We start from the raw sequence: 19533 nt of genomic DNA, 5'->3' as shown, positions 1-19533 counted from the left end.
AATTCAGCTAAGTCAACAGCAATCAAATCAAAAATATCAAAATGAAATCATTTCTATTGAACTACCTTACCATACTCTTTTATTTTATCAGCATATTCAGTCAAAAGATTTTTTGAATAAATTTTTGCATTTTTTGAATTTCTAACTTCTTTCCAAAGAATAGAAGCTACTTTTAGTTTATTCGAGTAGTTGGCACTATTTTCGTCTGCACAGAAATCCTTTAGAAATTGATTCCATTGACAAACCGAATGATCATACTTGGCATAATCTGAATTTCCATAATAAACTTTTAGCATATCTTGGATTGTAAAACTCAAATCATTTTCTCTTTTTACTTTTCTCCAAGCTGTCGCCATATTAGCAGTAAATTTAAAGGGCGAAACATCTGTTAAAGTTGAGAAATATTCTCTAAAGTTTGCATTAAAGGAGAATCCACATTCAAGTAAGGGCGTATCTAAGGCAACGGCTTCTACTTGTTTCTTTTTCCTTTTTATTGATGATTTTTTAATCAAATTCCCCTTAAAGTACTGCTCAATAATATGATTGAGTTCTTGTTTGGTACCTCTATATTCAAGCCCTAATGACTTGCATATCTGTGAAAGTTCATCACGATACCAATAGTATTTTTTGAACTCATCAAAGGATGCGATTTTATCAAACTCAGGTCTGCTTTCTTTCAATATAGTACCCCCCTTCCTCAAAAACAATTTTGGTTTACATCTTAAAAGAGTGAAATTTTTCTACCTTTATAAGTAAGAAATAAGCAAGATTTTAAACCAGATTTTCCATAAGATTATAAATTTAACTTATGTGTTTACTTTTTTATAAATAAAGACATATAGGCTTACAGATAAGCTCTAATCAATCTTCTCAAGATCTTTTTTAATATTTTTTCCTTGTTTTATCTTCTCTGGTATACCTCTTCGTATAGCACCTAGCAAATAAGTTAAATAATGATCCAACTCATTGTAGTATATATGACCTACTTCATTTTTTTCAACGTAAAACCATTCAATATCATAATCATAATTCTGATTGTTCTGGTTCAGATATTCAAAATAATTCCATCCATCGTTCGTATAAGGTTTTTTGTGAGATTCTGGCTCTGACTCATAAGAGCAAGGAAAACGTTTCTTATATTCCTCTGTTAACCAACTTCTCTCTTTACCGTCTTTTTCTAGAAATTTTGTAAAATTTTCTATCGTTATTGGTATCGCTTTTAAATAGTTTGATATTGGTTCGGAAGATATTAATTTGTTTTCTCTCATTTTATGTCTGAGATATAATATTAGTTCAATTGTTGCTGGATCATCACCGTATTCACCACATTTTACATTATTATCTCTATTTTCTATTACTTTATTATATAATGGTTCAATGTCTTTCAAACAATCTTTTCCGAAGATTTTTTCAATATGACCTTCAAATATTACTTCCACATTCTTTTTTTCTTTATTTTCCATATTAAGCCTTACTTTCTTTTTTTATTAAATAATTGAATAATCAATGCTTTTTATTTTCTAAATCAAAACCAATCTGCCAAAATCCCATATCAAGTATTTTCATTTGAGGATATAGCATATCGGCAACAATAAATTTTTTTTGAACTAAATCTAATTGTTCTATATTTTTCTCATAGAAATCTACTAATTGTAAAATAGATTTAATGTTATAGCTTCCACTTGCAATCTTTTGCGACCTTATTCCAGTAACAAAATATCTATCATATGCCGGAACACAACCAAGTGTGCCCATCAGTATCTTTGTAATTAGTGTATCTGATAAGTTGTTTTTTAGTGCTGTTCCTCTCACTTCACGTCTGATTACATCATAATAATTAGCTATAAATTCATTTATTTCCTTTAGCAATTTTTGGTTAGTTTCATTTTTAAAATCTTTACATTCTATTCCTGCTAGAGAATCATATTTATTGCTTAAGATTTCTCTTACTACCGGTATATGTACTCTATAATCCTTTTGTAATAAGAATGAAGAGCCTCTATACATCCCCCAACTTGCTAAATAAAATGCAAGTTGTAAACTCAGGTAATCTATATTCACATCATTCTCTTTTCTAGCTGTCATAAAATGTGAATAACAATGCTCCCATGAACGATATCTATCATGTTCATCAGCTTTTAAATCGTTATAAAATTTAGTTGATGATTTAATAATCTTATCAATCGTTTCCATACTTCCTACTTTCCTAATCAAATTTTAAATATATAGCGTTTTCATTATTTTTTTATCCTATTATATCATTATTCAAAATAAAAAACTGCAACTTACTCGTTGCAGTTACACACAGATCCACTTCTGTTCCTTTTAGAAACTTATATTTTAATTTTCAGGCATAGTAAAGACATCGTTTTTTCAAAATAATGCTTTACCATTTCATTCCATCTAGCTTTATGAAAATTGATTGAGTTTAAAGGAGATAGGCCATAATTTCCCATTGCATAACCATTATTAACTTCAACAACAAGTGTTCTGCCATCACGAGAGTAACACAGATATCTAGTCCATAAGCTATTGGTACATCTTACCAACATGATATGTCATCATCAATTACACTAGAATCAAATTGTGCATGATAATCACCTGTATAGGGTCGAACATCTAACACGCGACCATCTAAAACAAAACAACACCATTCAGCTATGAATTCTACAACCTCACTGATCCATATAGGATAGTCAAAAGGTAAACCAATACCTATCAAATCACGGGTTCCGTTAACAACTCTTCCATTAAAAACTTTTGAACCAGCTTTAGGCTTAATAAATTTTCCCCAATTATCAGGTATATTTACAATCTCTCCTAAAGCAGCTTCATAAATCTTTCGACCATAAAACTCTTTAAGCTCAATGGTATAGTCATAAACTCAGCGATAAGCGTTTTTATCGCCCTACTTTTCGCATGCACTTGACCAATAAAGAAATTCTAGACAAGTTTTTAAGCAAATCAGAAGGCTTGAAACACCACTATAATTTCTATCAGCTCTTGCTTTTTCACTTTCAGAATAAAGGACCTGACAATTTTTTCGGACTCATTGAGGACAATCTAAAGCAGATTCATCCTCTTTTTCAGACTGTCTTTAAATCCTTTCTAAAGAACAAAGAGAAAATCGTCAAAGTCCTTCAACTACCCTATTCTAACACCAAATTGGAAGCGACGAATAATCTCATCAAACTTATCAAACGAAATGCCTTTGGATTTCGGAACTTTGACAACTTTAAAAAACGAATTTTTATCGCTCTGAATATAAAAATGGAGAGAACGACTATTGTCCTCTCCAGATGTTAGCTTTTATTCAACCCACTACAGTTGACAAAGAGCCGATTTGTGATTACAGTGTATTTTCATATTTATTTTTGTAATCCAGCGATTACTTCATTGATTTTTGATTCGATATCATTCAATGGAACCATGTACCATTCAGTCGCTTTTTTGAAATTTCCATCCTGAAAGACAACTTGTTTGTCCCGGAATGCATGATGTAGGGTGCGCTCAAGAAGCTGAGCATTCACATTTTTCACCTCAGCAGAAAGCATAACTCTCACTGGTGCATTTAAATAGGTCACGTCATTTTCTGCGTTAGAAATTCTGCTTTCCACATCATTTCGAGTGAATCCAATTTTATACAGATTGTTCCATTTACTAATATCTGGATTAGTACTTAATGATTTCAGCACATAGATATAACCTGTCGTAAATTCTTCTCCAAAACTTTCAGCCAACGTTTCCTCATTTTCCGGTTCTGTCACCATCCGTCCATGACGTTCAGTTGAGTAAAGAGACGAAGCTAATGATTGTAACAACAAATTCTTGTTCTCCGTCCCATTCTCATAAACAACATGCATTCTGGCATTTGTCTTCCCATTATCAGCGATAAAGGTATCCTTTGAAATGGAAACGATATACATCATTACGCCATTTTGGATGTAGAATCTATTTTCATGAATATCATACTGTTCAAATGGAATAATTTTTCGTCTACCAGATGCGATATCTGCATGCACTTGATCGAATAAGCTCTTATACTTCTCAAAGTGACTTGCATGTTTTCTCCGACCAATTTTATCTGCGGCATTCACTGTTCTACGATATCGAGAAACATCCAACAAGTCTGAAAAATCGTCAATCATATCATCTGCCCCTAAGATATCATCCAGATTTAACTCGTCATCGATTTCAACTAAATCAGTAAGAAACTCTCCATCAGGTTCGAATTCCTTATCCAATAAACCAAGATTATCATACTTCTTAACCTTCTCAGCTCTTTCAGTTTTTCCCCGAAATCCGCTAAGACGGGCCCACAATGCACGTTCACTAGACCATTCAGATGTTTTTTCCGGCTCTCGTCCATTTTCATTCACAAAGTCTATGATCTCCTGAAATTTAGCAACTTCGGGATCTTGTTTTACAACTTTCTTCTTTTCAACTTGCTTGGTTAAATCATCAAAAGCGTCATCTTCAAAGATGCTGTCTAAACTATTCGCCATCTTCTTTCGCTGCCTCTCTTTCACGTTTTATCTCAGCAAGTCGTAGCAAAGCAAAGGCCAAGTATTTTTCACCATCATCTTTACTATTTCGATCAGGATTTCGGCCATTTTCTGCACGGAACTTCTTAGCAGCTTGGTAGGCCGCAACCAATTGTTCGTCAGTAAAATCATACTTATTTGATGACAAATAATCCTGAATAAACCGAAGAGTCGGTGCATCAATATCACGACTAATCACTTCATACGCACGTTGGAACGGATTCACTTGATCGATTAAATCAATATTCAATTCATCAATGTTAATGAAACGATCGGCCATCTTAATAATTTCGCGGCTACCATCTTCTGAAGTTGTTGTCCGTCCAGCCGCAATATTTATATCGGCAACTGTATGCTGACGAACGGTTTCTAGCTCCTCATTCGTCAAATCAGGATAACGTTCAATGATAACACGGGGAATCAATGTTTTATTAAGCATCTTCGCATCAGCGCCTGAAACAATGGCGTTTTGAATATCTTGACTCTGCAAAATACTAGATTTCAAATCTTCCATATCGTTTTCGATGATTTTTTTCGTGCGTTCCGTAGTATCAGCAGGTTTTAATCCTCTAATTGAAAGATCGCCAGGTTTGTCAGGTTTATCATCTTTTGGTTTGAATTTGTAAACTGGTGCTAACACTTGTTCCATAAGCAACGAAGCAGAAATTGCCTTCATGATACTGTTAACCGCGAATAATACTTCATCATCCTTTGAATCTGGCTGCGCAATAAGATTTGTAAACTGTGCATGAGTTTTATTGGGACTGTCACGCGTTACGCGGCCGATGATTTGAATCACTTCAGTTAATGAGTTGCGATAACCAATTGTCAGTGCATATTCCGCAAACGGCCAATCGAATCCTTCTTTTGCCATTCCCAAAGCAATGATGATATCAAGCTTATCAAGACCTTTAATGTCATCCGTAATACTTGCTAAGTATGCTGAGACTTTTTCACGTCCATCTTCATTTACGAGGTCGGCTACTAATAATTCTTTACCATCGGGACGTTCGATTTCATAAATGCCATCCTCGTTCTGTGTGATATTACCACCGTCCGTTAATAAATCAAGTATTTCATCCACTTCCGCATACTTGTCTTTAGTAGACTCCCCCGAGTTAACATTAGGAATATGGATAATAGATTTCTTGTTGACATCAATCACTTTATCCAATGCATCCGTATATTTTCCACGGTAAAAACTATAACCCATCGCAAAGGATTTCAGATATTTATATCCTTCCAGTTGCTCATAATAAGTGTAAGTGACCTTATCAAATTTATCTTCGTCGGTTGGTTCCAAAATCTGAACAGAGTCGCCGCGGAAATATGAACCGGTCATTGCCAAGATGTGCGCATTAGAGTTTGACATGATACTGCGTAAGGTATTGCCTAACACAGAATTATCGTCACGGCTCACATGGTGGAACTCATCAATCGCCAATAACGTATTGTCAAACAGTGAATCATCCAACTCTTCAAAAGCAAATCGCAATGTTGCATGTGTAGCAATCAGGATATTATCACTAGGATCTGTCGAGTTCATGAATTTAACAAAGTGTTGAACCTTTGATTTTTCACCGCCACCAATAGTTAAATTATTACTTGGTTTCACTTCCCAATCCCAATAAAAACCAAATTTTGATAATTCAGTATCTTTGAATGATTTACCAATTGAGCGTTCAGGAACTGCAATGATTACCTTTTTAATTCCTTGAATATGAAGTTTATCCAATCCAACAAACATCAACGCACGTGATTTACCAGATGCTGGTGGTGATTTCACGAGTAAGTACTGTGATGCACGTTTTTCATAAACTCGCTCTTGCATCTCGCGCATTCCGAGTTCATTTGTTGTTTTCGATTGATTTTTATCAAAATTAATTTCAAATAAATTACTAGTCATTTGTTGTCATCTCCTTATACAGTTTAAGTAGTGTTCCGAGTCTATCTTCATCTGACTCAAATGGTCGTTGCTGATAAGCCCTATCAACAATTCCATCCAGTTCCTCGTGCTTCTTACGTAAAGATTCTGGCATAGTATCCTTATTATATAGACTGGCTAAGGACCCACCTTCATATTCTCGCAAATCAAGAATTTCTGTCATTACACGAGTGATTTCGTTTTTTCTCTGAGTAGATAAATTTTTGATTGGGAAAGTATTATAAACTTGTTTGATTGAATAACTGTAATCAGTTTTCATTCGTCCGCTTATATTTTTCACCCAGATCATATGCATTCTCGATTCTAACAGTCCGAGTAGCCATACTTCTCCACCGTATACAGCAATTCCTTTTTGAGAAATAATCGTTTCAGGATAAACAACTCCCATAGGTATATAATCACGATTTTCAGAAGATGTCTGTGGAATAATAATTGCGGGCTCTTCTTTATGTCTGACTTCACCAAACCTATAGGGTGTGGAGGCTAACCTGTTTGTAGCATCTCTTTTACTTTCTAATCGATTTTTCTTAACCTTTTCAAATCTTGAATGTAAATTATGAAATTTATCCGCTTCAGGGTAATGTAGATCATCGACCCAAATTGAATATCTCCAAGTATCATTTAAATACTCTTTCGCCCCTATGAATTTTCTCAAAAACTTACTTGAATCTGGTTCATTCGAAATAAATGATTCAAAATCATCTCGCTCAATTATCAGGAATCCATTATCATTGGGCATGCTACCTGTCACAGCACTTTTGATATCAGAAATTGGATGCTGTTTTTCAAATACAATAACGTTTCCAGAATCTGTAAGGTATGGGCTAATATTATCGACAATTTTCATACTACTGCCCGAGAAAATTTTCTTACTTCTCAAATTACCGATTGCACACATCCCAATAATAACGACAACGACACCGGCTTGATTCTTTGCACTATTGCCCCATTTAAAAGAGGTATAAGCTGTATCAATACAAACATTCTCTTTAAGAAGTAAACTCCATAACAAAGGTACTTGCGTCCCCTGAATTATCGAATTTGTACTTACAAAACTCACCCTAGCTTTCGTATTGTCAATATATTCCGTTGCCTTTAAAAACCATCCCGAAATATAATCTAGATTTCCAATTGAAACATCGTAATTTTTAAATACATAAGACAGATCATCCTTTTGTTCCGGAGTTTGCTTTCTAGCACCGTAATATGGTGGATTCCCCATAAGATAAACTTCTTGATCTACGGAATGTGGTAAAACTTCATTCCAATCAATTCGAAGAGAATTTGCACAGATTATATTCCCAGCATCTTTCAACGGTAACAACTCAGCGATGGTACCTGGGATTGCTTCCTCAAGTTCTTTATTCATTTGGTGCTCAGCAATCCATAAAGAAAGTCTCGCCACCTCATGTGCAAAATCATCTAATTCAATCCCATTAAAATTCCCAAGATGAATAACTGATAATGGCATAGAATCATTATTTTGTAAGTCACCCAACAATTGCAAAATTTTAATTTCAAGTCTACGGATTTCCTTATAAGCAATAATCAGGAAATTTCCCGAACCACTAGCAGGATCCAAAAACTTAATATTAGAAATTCGCGTCAACAAAGCACTTAGCTCATTGATGATTGATCTCTTATTATCGTTTCTTGTTTTTTCGGTAATGTCCTTCAGCTCATTTTCTTCACTGCGAAGCTTTAAAGTTTCAAATACCTCTGTCAAATCATCTAAGAATAACGGCTTGATGACTTTCATAATATTTGGCACACTTGTATAGTGCATACCAGCAACATGACGGTCTTCTGCTGAAGCAACTGATTGAATCATTGCTCCAAGAATATCTGGGTTGATTTCATTCCAATTTAGCAATTCACCAGCTTCGATAAGTAGCTCTCTTGAGACTTTTGAAAAGGTCAAATCCACATGTGGTTCTCCGAATAATTTCCCATTAACGTATGGAAATTCAAGTAACCACTCATCTTTGCCGCTGCGAGCTAACTCATTAATATCCAAGATTGCAAAGAGTTCTTTGATGACTTCGTTAAAATTCGAACCATCTTCAGCCGTTCTTGTTTTTAGAACATTTGTAAAGGAACCCTTATTCATAATTCCTGTGTCTTCTGCAAACAACAAGAACAGCACTCGAATCAAGAACAAGTTAAATGCATGTTCGTTGGCGTCTGGATTATCCTTGGCCACAACATCGTACAATTTTGCAAAGCGTTCAGCCGCTTTACGGTCTGCAGGATTTTCAGCTTGGTAATCAGCTTTTTCAATTCCATTCCATGCCAAGAAAAAGTCTGCATTAACTGGCAGCTCTTCAATTGGAATATTCAGCGTTTCATGCGTTTTCGTATCAATTGCAGCGATATCTGAATAATCGTTTACCAAGATATATCGTGGTTTAGACTTTTGTTCTTTAATTGACTGAGCAATCGCATCAATCGTAATAACGACATCGCCTTCGATTTCTTCATAGTGAAGTTTGTTCTTAATTACAAATGGTTCACCGTTATCGAATTTTGATTTTGCCCGTGTTATTGATGTTTTAGGAATGTCATACAACGCCAAAAATTGAGTAATGAAATCATCCCTACTATTATTTGAAAGTATTTTTTTTACACCATCTTCAATTTCAGTGATGTTTAAAACTTTATTTTTTGCCATTTACTTAACATCCTCCGCGTCTATAACATCAGAACTGATTATTTCACTAACATCAACATTCAAAGCAGCAGCAATTTTCAATAATGATTCCATCGCCACTAACTCATTTTTCCCAAGTTTTGCTATAACATTAGGGCTGACTCCCGAGATTTCACGGAGTTGAGTTTTGTTCATATTCAAATCAATCAATAACTTCCATAGCTTATTATAAGAAATTGACATACTGCACCTCTATTCTACTGTTACTTTTTATTATATCATTTATGAGCTATCAATATTACACGAAGTATGAAATATTTTCGCGAACGCAAACTACTTCACAATAGTAAAGTCTTCAGCAGAATATACTACTAAAGGCGTTCTGTTAATTATTAATTCCATTTGATTTTTACTGGAATTCCTAGCTGACGAGCTAATTTTTCAATTTTGATTCTGACGTTCTTCTTGTTGAAATTTGCATAAACCCATACACCATCGGCTACCTTTGCTGAATTTGGTCTTCCATTGTACATGGAGGGCTTACGTCCTAGAATCATAGCAAACGAGGGTGTCTCGTCAACAATCAATTCTTGCAATTGTTCGTTGTACTTTGCATCCGTAAATAACTGTGAGACAAAGTCAACCAACAGACCACGAGCAGATTTCGAGGATAGCTGTTTCTTATCATATTCAATTTCATATTGTCCAGAAGAGCTATATTCATAAGTTGGAGTTTCATTGTCTTCAGAAGTACCAAATAAATCTATGTTTGCAATCTCATCAATAATTTCAAACACTGTATCATATAATTGGTCTGATTGAGCTTTTTGAAGTTTATCGATGTACGAACTGTTCCCAGTCGTCGAGTTCATCATTTCGTAATCGGATTTTTCTTGGAAATCTTGGATAAGTCTTCTTTCAAGATAATCAGTATCTGCTTTTGACATTTTGCCATCAGCTCTTGCAAAGAACAAAACAGATTCAACCCAAGCTTTGTCTTCTTTGAGGAAATGCTGCGATAGCCGAAGCGAGATTGATTGTCCGGCAGCCTGTCCAACATATCGTTTATTCCCACCTATCAAAACGTAAACAGCTGGATAATTTGCGAAATCCTGTTCTTTCAAATATGGAAGGTCACTTCGACTCATCGAAACCAAAATTGCAGGCTCACGTTCAAAATATGAAATATTGTCTTTCTGTGTATCCGAAAAAATAAAAATCTGCTTCATGATCATGTCCCCCTTGAAAGTTCGATAATATATTATATCACGTAACCGTTATCAAAATCATCTAAGCTATCATCTTTATAGTGTAAAACCTGTCAACTCAAAGCTCCATAACATTTCTATCAACTCTACGGTTGACCACTAAATGTAATTTTTACACGAAAGAGAGCAATCCGAGAAATCCCCCGAACTGCTCTAATCCTTATTATTTCAAAGTTCTTTACGTGTCAGCAGTCCTACAACCTCGACGTGGTGCGTCTGAGGAAACAGATCCACCGGCTGGACTTTCTTCAATTCATAACCCAATTCTTGGTAGAGTTTGATATCACGCGCCATGGTTGCGACATTACAAGAGATATAGGCAATGCGGTCAGCTCCAGTTTGGCTACTTGCTTTGATAAAACTTTCGGTCAATCCCTTGCGTGGAGGATCAACCAAGATAACGGTTGGTTGGATACCTTCCTTGAGCCAGTTCTTCATGGCGTTTTCAGCTGTGTCACAGACATAGTGAGTATTTGTAATATTGTTTAATGCAGCATTCTTCTGGCTATTCTCAACTGCTTCTGGGATCACTTCAACACCGTAGACTTCTTTGACATGCTTCGCAACGGACAATCCAATCGTTCCAATCCCTGAGTAGGCATCGATCACCACATCATCTGCTTTTAATCCTGCAAAGTCAATAGCTGTTTGATAGAGCTTCTCTGCCATTTCTGTATTGACCTGATAAAAGGCTGGACCAGCGATTTGGTAGTTATTTCCCAACATCTGGTCGGTAATATAGTCTTGACCATAAAGAGTCTTCCACTCCTTACCAAAAATCGCATTGGTTTTTCGGTCGTTGATATTTTGCATGACAGACACAATCTCTGGGAACTGCTTGATGACTTGTTCAATCAATTGGTCGACACGAAAAACTTTCGGACGAGTTGTTACTAAAATGACCATCATTTGTCCTGAATAATGACCACGTCGCACCACAAGGTTCCGAATCAAGCCAGACTGCTCCTTTTCGTCATAAGGTTTTAAATCAAAACGACGAAGCAAATCGCGTAGAACTACTACGACTTGGTCAATGACAGGATCCTGGATGAAGAAATCTTCAAGGGGCATAAGGTCATGCGAATTTTTACGGAAAAAGCCAGTTTCCAAGATACCATTCACTCGACGAACGGGCACCTGTGCCTTATTGCGATACTTGACTGGATGTTCCATACCGAGCGTTTCAGCGACCTCTACATCTGTAATACCAGCAATCTTGTAGAGACTGTCTTTGACTTGCTTGCTTTTAAACTTGAGCTGCTCTGGATAGGCAAGATGCCCCAAATCAGCGATGCCTGAACGCAGATATGCTAGGTCAAGGTCTTGGTTACGATATGGAGAGTAAATAAGGTATTCTTCAACTTTTCCATAGCCAATCTTTTTATTGACCTTAAGGACTCGCATGAGGATTTTCTCAGTTGGTAGAGCATTTTCTACAAAGAAAACCAAACCATCTACCTTAGCAACCCCAGCACCTTCATGGGTCAAATCAACAATTTCAACTTCTACAATATCATTTTTCTTTAGCATATTTTTCACTTTCTATCGGCCGACAAAAAAAGACGGCAACATTTCTGTTACCATCTATTATATCATGAAATGACCTAAGCACCAAAACTCTTGAAGAAGTTGACAATGGCTTGCCAAAGGGAGCTAAAGAAGTTGCCCCCGTCTTCCAGCGCTTTATTGGCATCAAAGTTGAGGTTGATATTTTTAAAGCTATCACCAGCTTGAGAGACAATGCTTTCCTTGAGGTCATTTAGGGTTTTAGTGAAATCAGCATTGTTCAAAATGTCACTCTTCGAGAGGTTAAGTGCAAAATTGATGATGATATTGACCTGGTTTCCTGTTATAACCTGATCGAGTTTGTAGTTTTTTAGTGTGTCTTCAACGATTTTGCGGACATCTTCTTCTGTCAGATTGCCTTTGGCTTCTTTTGCCTTTGCGATTCCTGCCTTGATATCTGCCAAAGCGACATTGAGTTTATTGGCATCGTAGCCTGATTTGTCCTTGTTTTCAGCATTAATATCGGATAAGGCTTTTAGCTCCTCTTGAGCCAAATCTTTATTGGCTTGCGGTACTTTAGCACCATTGGCCTCTAACGAGTAGTAAATCCCTGCTAGGGCGCTCTCTCCAGTAACTGGAATAGGAGCTGCAACTGTGATTTTGGCATGCTCCACTCCCAGCGTCACTGCTGCATTACGGTACATATCCTGCGTCACCTTGGTGATATTTTCAGGCGTTTCTATCTTGACTTCTAGAGGTGACTTGTCACCTAGCTTTTGAATCTTGGCTGATGAATAGAGCTGTAGACTAGCGTCATTAGCCACATTCATAATTTTCGAATAGATATCAGGTGTCATAGTTTTGATATCTTTGGTGTCTTTTGATGCGTCATAGCCAAGTTTGCTAAGAGTTTGGTTTTTCTGGTCTTCAGATAGAGAAGAACCTAGAACATATTCGGGTTGAACATAGGTTTCATCGATTACTTTTTGAACATCGGTTGCTGCGTGGACACTCGTCATAGCTGTTGCAGCCCACAATACTGCAGCGCTTGTTAGAAAGAATTTCTTTCTCATGGGATATTCCCTCCTTTACCTTTCTAGGGTAATAAAACAATCTTAAAGAAAACTTATAGTGAAAAAACACCTGGTCAAACCAGATGTTTAAAAGAAATTAAAGAATTTCATGATATAGAGATTAAAGCGAACCTGTCTCGAGTAGTAATAATTTCCACCGTTTTCATAGAGTTCAGCTCCGTGAAAGATTGAAATAGGGTTGATATAGGTATAGGTCTTCCCTGTAGTATTACCAAGGATTGGAGCGACCGTTTCTCGGGAGTAACGCTTGGCTAGGGCCAGAGTATTTTCCTTGCCATTCTGAGCGATAAAGTCGATATAGGCAGGTCCAAAATTATAGGCTTGAACAGCGGTCCAGACATCTACTCCTTTGCTCTGTGCCAAATAGAGATTATCTGTTAGTGTCTGAACCCCTTGGCGAATACTAGAGGCATCGTCTTTGATGGTATTGGTAGCGCCACTAGCAGACTCACTAGACTGCATGACATCCCGCTCTTTTCCCTTCGTTTCGGTATAAATCATGGCGAGCACCAACTCTTCATTGGCTGGGGTATCTCTTTCACTGAGGATTTCTCGAACCATGGGTTGGTAGGTCATGACTTGTTTAACATCCTGATGGATATGATAAGCTTTGTATCCTGCGAAAAGGAAGACTGCTAGCACAAGCACTCTTCTTATAAATTTAAACATTATTTACTTTGAATATCCTCGATATTTTTGATTAAGATAGAATAGGTTCCATTGTCATTTTGGATAAACTCGACCGACTCCGCATCTTGATAGACGTTATTGGGAACGATGAGCTCAATTCCATTTGACAAGGAGAGTTTTTGGTTTTCAAATTTCTTGAGCTGACGACTGGCATCAATCTCATCAAACTGGACTGGTTCTGGTACGGCTTCCTTTACTTGGTCGATAAAGCTCAAACGAGCTGTCAGATTGTTGTCAAAAAGGTCATTAGCCAATTTCTCAGGAGACAGTTCATTGCTTTCTTCCAGATTGTTGAAAATCGCTGATTTGACCTTGGATTGAAATTGAAAATCATCTGTGTTAAAGGACTCTGCAATTCTCTGAGCCGTTTTTTCCAGTTCCTTGATAGATTTCTTTGGTGAAATCTTAGGAGCAACAGCTAGGAGATTTTCTGAAAAATAATTTAAGAAACTCCCATTATACTTGATGCGTTTTTCGATGAGATGGTACTTGCGACTTTGAAGATTGACCACCAAGGCCTCGTCAGCCCCCGTTCCAAATCCAGGTAGATTGTTCTGAGTTAGCTTGATTGGATTATCAACTTCTCCACCAAGGTGGGTCAAGGTCTCACGTAGAGCAATTCGCAAGAAAGCGAAATGCTCAACACCTTCTTTAGAAAACTGAACAAAAATCAAGTCATTGGTCTTGAGATTTTCAGAAATACTAAACTCCTCTTTCCAGAGATTGGCCAGTGTTACTGATGTCTCCAACAAATCATCCGTGATGTGATTGAAGAAGGGATTTTCTTCTTCGAAAATCCCAGTCTTAGCTTCATCTGAATACACACGTTCGATTTTTTTGCGCAGGTATTCTTCGATTTTTGGAGTGATATTGAGAAATTTATCCGCTAGAAACAGCTCGGTATCATCTGGGCTGAACTGATGGATAATAGCTTTCTTAATATAAATGTCCATAAAATTTTTAGTCCTCGTATAGTGGGAAGGCATCTGTCAACGCTTTGACTTCACTTCTCACTTCTTCTAAGACAGCTTCATTTTCTGCATTCTTAAGGGTTTTAATGATGAGTTCAGCCACTTTACGGCTTTCTTCTTCACCAAATCCACGTGCAGTGATGGCTGCTGCTCCGATACGAATTCCACTTGTCTTGAATGGTGACAAGGTTTCGTATGGAATTGAGTTTTTATTTAAGGTAATATTAACTTCATCCAGCAAGTTTTGAGCAACTTTTCCGTTTTCTACAACCTTAGTCACATCAACAAGGAAGAGGTGATTTTCAGTACCGCCAGAAATGATACGGAAATCAGGGTCTTGCAAGAAGACTTCAACCATAGCCTTGCTGTTTTTGATGACATTAGCAGCATATTCCTTGAAAGCCGGATCCAAAACTTCTTTGAAGGAAACAGCCTTAGCAGCGACTACATGTTCCAAAGGACCACCCTGAATACCAGGGAAAATAGCTGAGTTGATTTTCTTAGCTAGGTCCTCATCATTTGTCAAGATCAAACCACCACGAGGTCCACGAAGGGTTTTGTGGGTCGTTGTTGTGGTGATATGAGCGTATGGCACTGGGCTTGGGTGAAGACCAGCTGCAACCAAACCAGCGATATGAGCCATATCGACCATGAGCTTAGCTCCAACAGCATCTGCAATTTCACGGAATTTTGAGAAGTCGATAATTTGAGAATAGGCTGAAGCACCTGCTACGATTAGTTTTGGTTTTACTTCTTGGGCTTGTTTCAAGATGGTATCAAAATCCAAGAGTTCTGTTTCAGGATCCACACTATAAGAAACGAAGTTGTAGGTTTGACCAGAGAAGCTTACAGGAGCTCCGTGGGTCAAGTGTCCACCTGCAGCCAAATCCATTCCCATTACCGTATCACCTGGCTCAATCAAGGCCATGTAAGCAGCACAGTTGGCTTGGCTTCCTGAGTGAGGTTGGACATTGGCGAATTTAGCACCGAAAATTTCTTTTGCACGTTCAATGGCTAGAGTCTCTACCACGTCTACCACATCTGTTCCACCATAATAACGGCGTCCTGGGTAACCTTCAGCGTATTTATTCGTCAAGATAGACCCTTGAGCTGCCATAACAGCCTTGGAAACTACGTTTTCGGAAGCAATCAACTCGATATTGTTTTGTTGGCGTTCTTCTTCTTTGGCAATAGCATTCCATAGATCAGCATCGTATGCTTTAAAATCGTCTTTGTCAAAAATCATAGGTCCTCTCCTTTATAGTGTGACTGGTCCTTTAGTTTGTTTTTCAATAAGAAAATAAACTAAAAGATGCGAATAAACCGTTTCTGCACTTTATCACAAGTATAACCAACTTTTTCATAAAATGCATGAGCTCCCAGACGATGATCAGCAGAGTTTAAGCGGATAAACCCATAGCCCCGTCTTTTTGCTTCTTGATCCAACCCTTGCAGTAAGCTTTTACCAATACCTTGCCCTTGTGCTTGAGGCGAAACCGCTAAGCCTAAAATATTAAATCCTGCTTTGGAATAGAGGGATTCATAAACTTCAGCATGGACATATCCAAGTAGGACATGGCTGACCTCATCCTCATAGCCAAGTAGGAAATGATGAGAATCCTGAGACAGTCTAGCTAGTTGACTAGCTGTGTCCTCTGGACTAAAAGAATAGCCCAAAGCCTCTTGGTTAATCTCACATATAGCATTCACATCTGTTTCTTGCAAATCTCTTAGCATCTCATTCCTCCTCAAAAGAAATCTCTGGCAACCGAGCAAGAATATCTTCTCGCTTAATCGCCCCCTGGCGTAAGATTTTCACCTTGTCTCCAGACAAATCCAAAATAGTCGAATCCTGTCCAGTTAGAAAAGCGTCGTCCTCCAGCCCCAAAACCTCTTGGTCAAAATCCTCTAGAATTTGAGCAAAGGTCACTCCACTCGCCTGACCCGAGATATTGGCAGACGGCCCAATCAAAGAACCTGTCTCTCGAATCAAATCAAGTGTAATGGGGTGACTCGGCATCCGAAATCCCACCGTTGAAAGACCAGAGTTGACCCAATAGGGAACTCGGTCATTGGCTTCGAGGATAATGGTCAAGGGACCCGGTAAAAAGGCCTCTACAAGCTTTTGTAGATAAGTTGGCTGATTCTTTGAAAAGTGCAAGATATCCTCTAGAGAAGCGACATTAAGATTGAGTGCCTTGTCTCTGGGACGACGTTTGAGTTGGTAAACATGGTCGACAGCTTTTTCGTCTAAGGCCTTAGCAAAGAGGCCGTAAACTGTCTCTGTAGGCAAAATGACTGCCCCACCCATTTCCAACTCTTGTCTAATCCTGTCCATCATCAACTACAACCATCCTATCTTGACCAAATTGGTCCTTGAGTGTTCGTACTCGTTTTTCAGGAAGATGTTTCCTAAAAAGCGCAGGAACACTTTGACCTTGCTTGTATCCAATTTCAAGGTAAATCTTACCACCATCTGTGAGATAGTCTTTTGCATCTTCCGCAATTCTGCGATAAATAGCTAGGCCATCCTCATCTGCAAAGAGAGCTAGATGAGGTTCTGAATGCAAAACATTCAAACCGACCTCTGACTCATCTTCACGAGAGATATAGGGTGGATTGGATACAATTATATCATATTTTTCAGAAATTTCTGCAAAACAATCAGATTTTTTAAAAAATATATTAAGATTTTGATTTTTAGCATTCTCTGATGCAAGCTGCAAGGCGTCTTGTGAAATATCTGCTGCCGCCACTGACCAATCTGGTCTGTTTTTTGCTAATGCGAGAGCTATGGCGCCACTTCCAGTCCCGATATCTAGGATCTTAAGCTTATCCTCAGGATTTTCGGCCAGGATGAGTTCCACCAACTCTTCTGTTTCTGGACGAGGAATCAAAACTCGCTCATCTACTTTTAACTGCATTCCAAAGAAATCTGCCTGTCCAATGATATACTGAGCTGGTTTATGGGACGCTAACTGCTGGTAAATTTCTTCTACAAATTGTTTTTCGGCCTCTGTTACCTCTTGCTTGAGGGCAAAGACGAAATCTGTAAAAGAGAGTTTTTTCAGGCTACGATAGACAAAAGAGAGGCTTTCAGCTTCCTCTCCTTGTCTCATCAACTCTTCTTCAAAATCTGAAAATAATTGAGCTAGTTTCATTATTTGTTTAATTCTTCTAATTTTTGTGTTTGGTCATAGAGCACCAAGGCATCCACAACTTCATCCAATTTACCAGATAAAATCATATCTAGTTTTTGGAGGGTCAAGCCAATACGGTGGTCCGTAACACGGTTTTGCGGGAAATTATAAGTACGAATCCGTTCTGAACGGTCACCAGTACCGACTGTTGACTTACGCTCAGCGTCTTGTTCATCCTGGGCAATTTGTGCAAAGTGGTCAGCAACACGCGCACGGATGATTTTCATGGCTTTCTCACGGTTCTTCTGCTGGGTACGTTCTTCCTGCATCTCAACCTTGATATTGGTTGGCAAGTGAACGATACGCACGGCAGTCGCAACCTTATTGACGTTCTGTCCACCAGCACCTGATGCGTGGTAGATATCAACACGAAGGTCTTTTGGATCAATATCGTACTCTACTTCTTCGACTTCTGGCATGACAAGAACAGTCGCTGTAGAGGTGTGAACACGACCTTGGCTTTCTGTCACAGGGACCCGTTGGACGCGGTGGGCACCAGATTCATACTTGAGTTTTGAATAAACAGATTGACCAGAAACCATAGCAACCACTTCTTTGAAACCACCGACACCGTTCATAGAGGCTTCCATGACTTCAAAGCGCCAACCTTGGGCTTCAGCATACTTTTGGTACATGGTTAGCAAATCTCCAGCGAAGAGCGCTGCTTCGTCTCCACCAGCTGCTCCACGGATTTCAAGGATGATGTTCTTGTCATCGTTTGGATCCTTTGGAAGGAGCAAGATTTTGAGTTTTTCTTCGTATTCTTCTTTTTCAGCCTTGGCATCTTTGAGTTCTTGCTTGGCCATTTCCTCCAAGTCCGCATCTCCACCTGATTCCTTAATCATCTCTTCGGCGTCAACGATGTTTTGAAGGACTTGTTTGTACTCACGGTAGGCTGTTACCGTATCACGAGTTGAAGCTTCTTCTTTTGAAAGCTCCATGAAACGTTTGGTGTCAGACACTACATCTGGGTCACTGAGCAATTCTCCTAATTCTTCATAACGGTCTTCTACAGCTTGTAGTTGATCATAGATGTTCATTTTTCTTCATTCTCCTTATTGATTTCAGGCGCAAAATAATGTTTTCGGCAGACTGAGATATAGGTTTCATTTCCACCGATCTGAATTTGTTCGCCATCATAGACTGGCACACCATCGTGCGTACGCAACACCATAGTCGCCTTTTTCTTACAGTACTGACAGATAGTCTTGATTTCTTCAATCTTGTCTGCTAAGAGCAAGAGGTATTTTGAACCTTCGAACAATTCATTGCGAAAGTCGTTCTTCAAACCAAAAGCCATGACAGGTATGTCTAGCTCGTCCACAACACGAGCTAGGTCGTAAACATGGTGACGCTTGAGAAACTGAGCCTCATCGACTAGCACACAGTATGGTTTCTCAGGTAAGTCTCGGATATAACCAAAGATATCCGTCGTTTCCTCAATCGCAATGGCTGGGCGTTTCATACCGATTCGACTCGACACATAGCCAACACCGTCACGCGTATCCAGAGCAGAAGTCATAATCACAACTCCCTTTCCTTGCTCCTCGTAGTTATAGGCCACCTTGAGAATCTCAATCGTCTTACCAGAGTTCATGGTCCCATAACGATAATACAACTGTGCCATGCTTCTAATTCACGTCCATTTCTAAATTTTTGCTACAT

The 19533-nt window shown here is 38.2% G+C and carries 18 protein-coding genes and 2 pseudogenes; 1 reads left to right on the top strand and 19 read right to left on the bottom strand.

Annotated elements, in window-relative coordinates; all coding sequences use genetic code 11:
* Positions 1-53: 53 nt before the first annotated feature.
* The 4 genes and pseudogenes from B7721_RS06965 to B7721_RS06950 all read right to left on the bottom strand — a co-directional run.
* The gene (locus B7721_RS06965) at positions 54-680 is read right to left on the bottom strand and encodes an SAP domain-containing protein (protein ID WP_084878228.1); all 627 of its coding nucleotides are present in this window, start codon (positions 678-680) and stop codon (positions 54-56) included.
* A 177-nt stretch (positions 681-857) separates the two neighbouring features.
* On the bottom strand, positions 858-1463 hold the full coding sequence (locus tag B7721_RS06960) for a hypothetical protein (protein ID WP_084878226.1): 606 nt from the start codon (positions 1461-1463) through the stop codon (positions 858-860).
* A 40-nt stretch (positions 1464-1503) separates the two neighbouring features.
* Complete coding sequence (locus tag B7721_RS06955; RefSeq protein WP_084878224.1) at positions 1504-2193, bottom strand: hypothetical protein; 690 nt, start codon at positions 2191-2193, stop codon at positions 1504-1506.
* A 140-nt stretch (positions 2194-2333) separates the two neighbouring features.
* Positions 2334-2884 (bottom strand): annotated as a pseudogene (locus B7721_RS06950) (ATP-grasp domain-containing protein); the annotation flags it as partial.
* On the opposite strand from B7721_RS06950, the pseudogene B7721_RS06945 reads away from it, so the two are divergent.
* A pseudogene (locus B7721_RS06945) lies at positions 2875-3306 on the top strand (transposase); the annotation flags it as partial. The pseudogenes B7721_RS06950 and B7721_RS06945 overlap by 10 nt on opposite strands.
* Positions 3307-3368: 62 nt before the next feature.
* Here the strand turns inward: B7721_RS06945 and B7721_RS06940 are convergent.
* From B7721_RS06940 to B7721_RS06870, 15 genes are all read right to left on the bottom strand, one after another.
* Positions 3369-4505 (bottom strand): GIY-YIG nuclease family protein, encoded by a 1137-nt coding sequence (locus B7721_RS06940; protein WP_084878223.1) that lies wholly within the window; start codon positions 4503-4505, stop codon positions 3369-3371.
* A complete protein-coding gene (locus B7721_RS06935; RefSeq protein ID WP_084878221.1) occupies positions 4495-6450 on the bottom strand; it encodes a DEAD/DEAH box helicase in 1956 nt (651 codons plus the stop codon). Before B7721_RS06935 ends, B7721_RS06940 begins: the two co-directional genes overlap by 11 nt.
* On the bottom strand, positions 6443-9160 hold the full coding sequence (locus tag B7721_RS06930; protein ID WP_084878219.1) for a class I SAM-dependent DNA methyltransferase: 2718 nt from the start codon (positions 9158-9160) through the stop codon (positions 6443-6445). Before B7721_RS06930 ends, B7721_RS06935 begins: the two co-directional genes overlap by 8 nt.
* Complete coding sequence (locus B7721_RS06925; protein ID WP_010753860.1) at positions 9161-9382, bottom strand: helix-turn-helix domain-containing protein; 222 nt, start codon at positions 9380-9382, stop codon at positions 9161-9163. It abuts the gene before it with no gap.
* A gap of 149 nt (positions 9383-9531) precedes the next feature.
* Positions 9532-10368, bottom strand: coding sequence for a GIY-YIG nuclease family protein (locus tag B7721_RS06920; protein ID WP_084878218.1), 837 nt, complete (start codon positions 10366-10368; stop codon positions 9532-9534).
* Positions 10369-10575: 207 nt separating this feature from the next.
* Complete coding sequence (gene rlmD / locus B7721_RS06915) at positions 10576-11937, bottom strand: 23S rRNA (uracil(1939)-C(5))-methyltransferase RlmD (RefSeq protein WP_084878216.1); 1362 nt, start codon at positions 11935-11937, stop codon at positions 10576-10578.
* A gap of 74 nt (positions 11938-12011) precedes the next feature.
* Complete coding sequence (locus B7721_RS06910; protein WP_001227377.1) at positions 12012-12986, bottom strand: DUF1002 domain-containing protein; 975 nt, start codon at positions 12984-12986, stop codon at positions 12012-12014.
* An 87-nt stretch (positions 12987-13073) separates the two neighbouring features.
* Positions 13074-13676, bottom strand: a complete 603-nt coding sequence (locus tag B7721_RS06905; protein WP_004240129.1) for a lysozyme family protein — start codon at positions 13674-13676, stop codon at positions 13074-13076.
* On the bottom strand, positions 13676-14650 hold the full coding sequence (locus B7721_RS06900; protein ID WP_162283484.1) for a nucleoid-associated protein: 975 nt from the start codon (positions 14648-14650) through the stop codon (positions 13676-13678). Before B7721_RS06900 ends, B7721_RS06905 begins: the two co-directional genes overlap by 1 nt.
* A gap of 7 nt (positions 14651-14657) precedes the next feature.
* Entirely contained in the window at positions 14658-15914 is a 1257-nt protein-coding gene (gene glyA / locus B7721_RS06895; protein ID WP_084878213.1) for a serine hydroxymethyltransferase, read from the bottom strand.
* Positions 15915-15973: 59 nt separating this feature from the next.
* A complete protein-coding gene (locus B7721_RS06890; RefSeq protein ID WP_000942957.1) occupies positions 15974-16405 on the bottom strand; it encodes a GNAT family N-acetyltransferase in 432 nt (143 codons plus the stop codon).
* A gap of 1 nt (position 16406) precedes the next feature.
* The gene (locus B7721_RS06885) at positions 16407-17009 is read right to left on the bottom strand and encodes an L-threonylcarbamoyladenylate synthase (RefSeq protein ID WP_084878212.1); all 603 of its coding nucleotides are present in this window, start codon (positions 17007-17009) and stop codon (positions 16407-16409) included.
* Positions 16993-17829, bottom strand: coding sequence for a peptide chain release factor N(5)-glutamine methyltransferase (gene prmC, locus B7721_RS06880; RefSeq protein ID WP_084878210.1), 837 nt, complete (start codon positions 17827-17829; stop codon positions 16993-16995). Before prmC ends, B7721_RS06885 begins: the two co-directional genes overlap by 17 nt.
* On the bottom strand, positions 17829-18908 hold the full coding sequence (gene prfA / locus B7721_RS06875; RefSeq protein ID WP_045617072.1) for a peptide chain release factor 1: 1080 nt from the start codon (positions 18906-18908) through the stop codon (positions 17829-17831). The genes prmC and prfA overlap by 1 nt, the downstream gene beginning before the upstream one ends.
* Positions 18905-19495: a thymidine kinase gene (locus B7721_RS06870; RefSeq protein WP_000068128.1), complete on the bottom strand. Its 591-nt coding sequence runs from the start codon at positions 19493-19495 to the stop codon at positions 18905-18907. The genes prfA and B7721_RS06870 overlap by 4 nt, the downstream gene beginning before the upstream one ends.
* Between the last annotated feature and the right edge of the window lie 38 nt (positions 19496-19533).

Origin of the sequence: Streptococcus oralis subsp. oralis, assembly GCF_002096445.1 — a bacterium.
GTDB classification, from domain to species: domain Bacteria; phylum Bacillota; class Bacilli; order Lactobacillales; family Streptococcaceae; genus Streptococcus; species Streptococcus oralis_N.
The sequence above is the reverse complement of the archived record's forward strand: the minus strand, read 5'-3'. Positions and strand labels throughout refer to the sequence as shown.

Excerpts from the sequence above, each read along its gene's own strand:
- B7721_RS06890 (WP_000942957.1), bottom strand. The coding sequence starts at position 16,405 with ATGCTAAGAGATTTGCAAGAAACAGATGTGAATGCTATATGTGAGATT.
- B7721_RS06900 (WP_162283484.1), bottom strand. The coding sequence starts at position 14,650 with ATGGACATTTATATTAAGAAAGCTATTATCCATCAGTTCAGCCCAGAT.
- B7721_RS06940 (WP_084878223.1), bottom strand. The coding sequence starts at position 4,505 with ATGGCGAATAGTTTAGACAGCATCTTTGAAGATGACGCTTTTGATGAT.
- prfA (WP_045617072.1), bottom strand. The coding sequence starts at position 18,908 with ATGAACATCTATGATCAACTACAAGCTGTAGAAGACCGTTATGAAGAA.
- B7721_RS06935 (WP_084878221.1), bottom strand. The coding sequence starts at position 6,450 with ATGACTAGTAATTTATTTGAAATTAATTTTGATAAAAATCAATCGAAA.
- prmC (WP_084878210.1), bottom strand. The coding sequence starts at position 17,829 with ATGAAACTAGCTCAATTATTTTCAGATTTTGAAGAAGAGTTGATGAGA.
- B7721_RS06955 (WP_084878224.1), bottom strand. The coding sequence starts at position 2,193 with ATGGAAACGATTGATAAGATTATTAAATCATCAACTAAATTTTATAAC.
- B7721_RS06870 (WP_000068128.1), bottom strand. The coding sequence starts at position 19,495 with ATGGCACAGTTGTATTATCGTTATGGGACCATGAACTCTGGTAAGACG.
- rlmD (WP_084878216.1), bottom strand. The coding sequence starts at position 11,937 with ATGCTAAAGAAAAATGATATTGTAGAAGTTGAAATTGTTGATTTGACC.
- B7721_RS06925 (WP_010753860.1), bottom strand. The coding sequence starts at position 9,382 with ATGTCAATTTCTTATAATAAGCTATGGAAGTTATTGATTGATTTGAAT.
- glyA (WP_084878213.1), bottom strand. The coding sequence starts at position 15,914 with ATGATTTTTGACAAAGACGATTTTAAAGCATACGATGCTGATCTATGG.
- B7721_RS06910 (WP_001227377.1), bottom strand. The coding sequence starts at position 12,986 with ATGAGAAAGAAATTCTTTCTAACAAGCGCTGCAGTATTGTGGGCTGCA.
- B7721_RS06905 (WP_004240129.1), bottom strand. The coding sequence starts at position 13,676 with ATGTTTAAATTTATAAGAAGAGTGCTTGTGCTAGCAGTCTTCCTTTTC.
- B7721_RS06885 (WP_084878212.1), bottom strand. The coding sequence starts at position 17,009 with ATGATGGACAGGATTAGACAAGAGTTGGAAATGGGTGGGGCAGTCATT.
- B7721_RS06930 (WP_084878219.1), bottom strand. The coding sequence starts at position 9,160 with ATGGCAAAAAATAAAGTTTTAAACATCACTGAAATTGAAGATGGTGTA.
- B7721_RS06920 (WP_084878218.1), bottom strand. The coding sequence starts at position 10,368 with ATGAAGCAGATTTTTATTTTTTCGGATACACAGAAAGACAATATTTCA.
- B7721_RS06960 (WP_084878226.1), bottom strand. The coding sequence starts at position 1,463 with ATGGAAAATAAAGAAAAAAAGAATGTGGAAGTAATATTTGAAGGTCAT.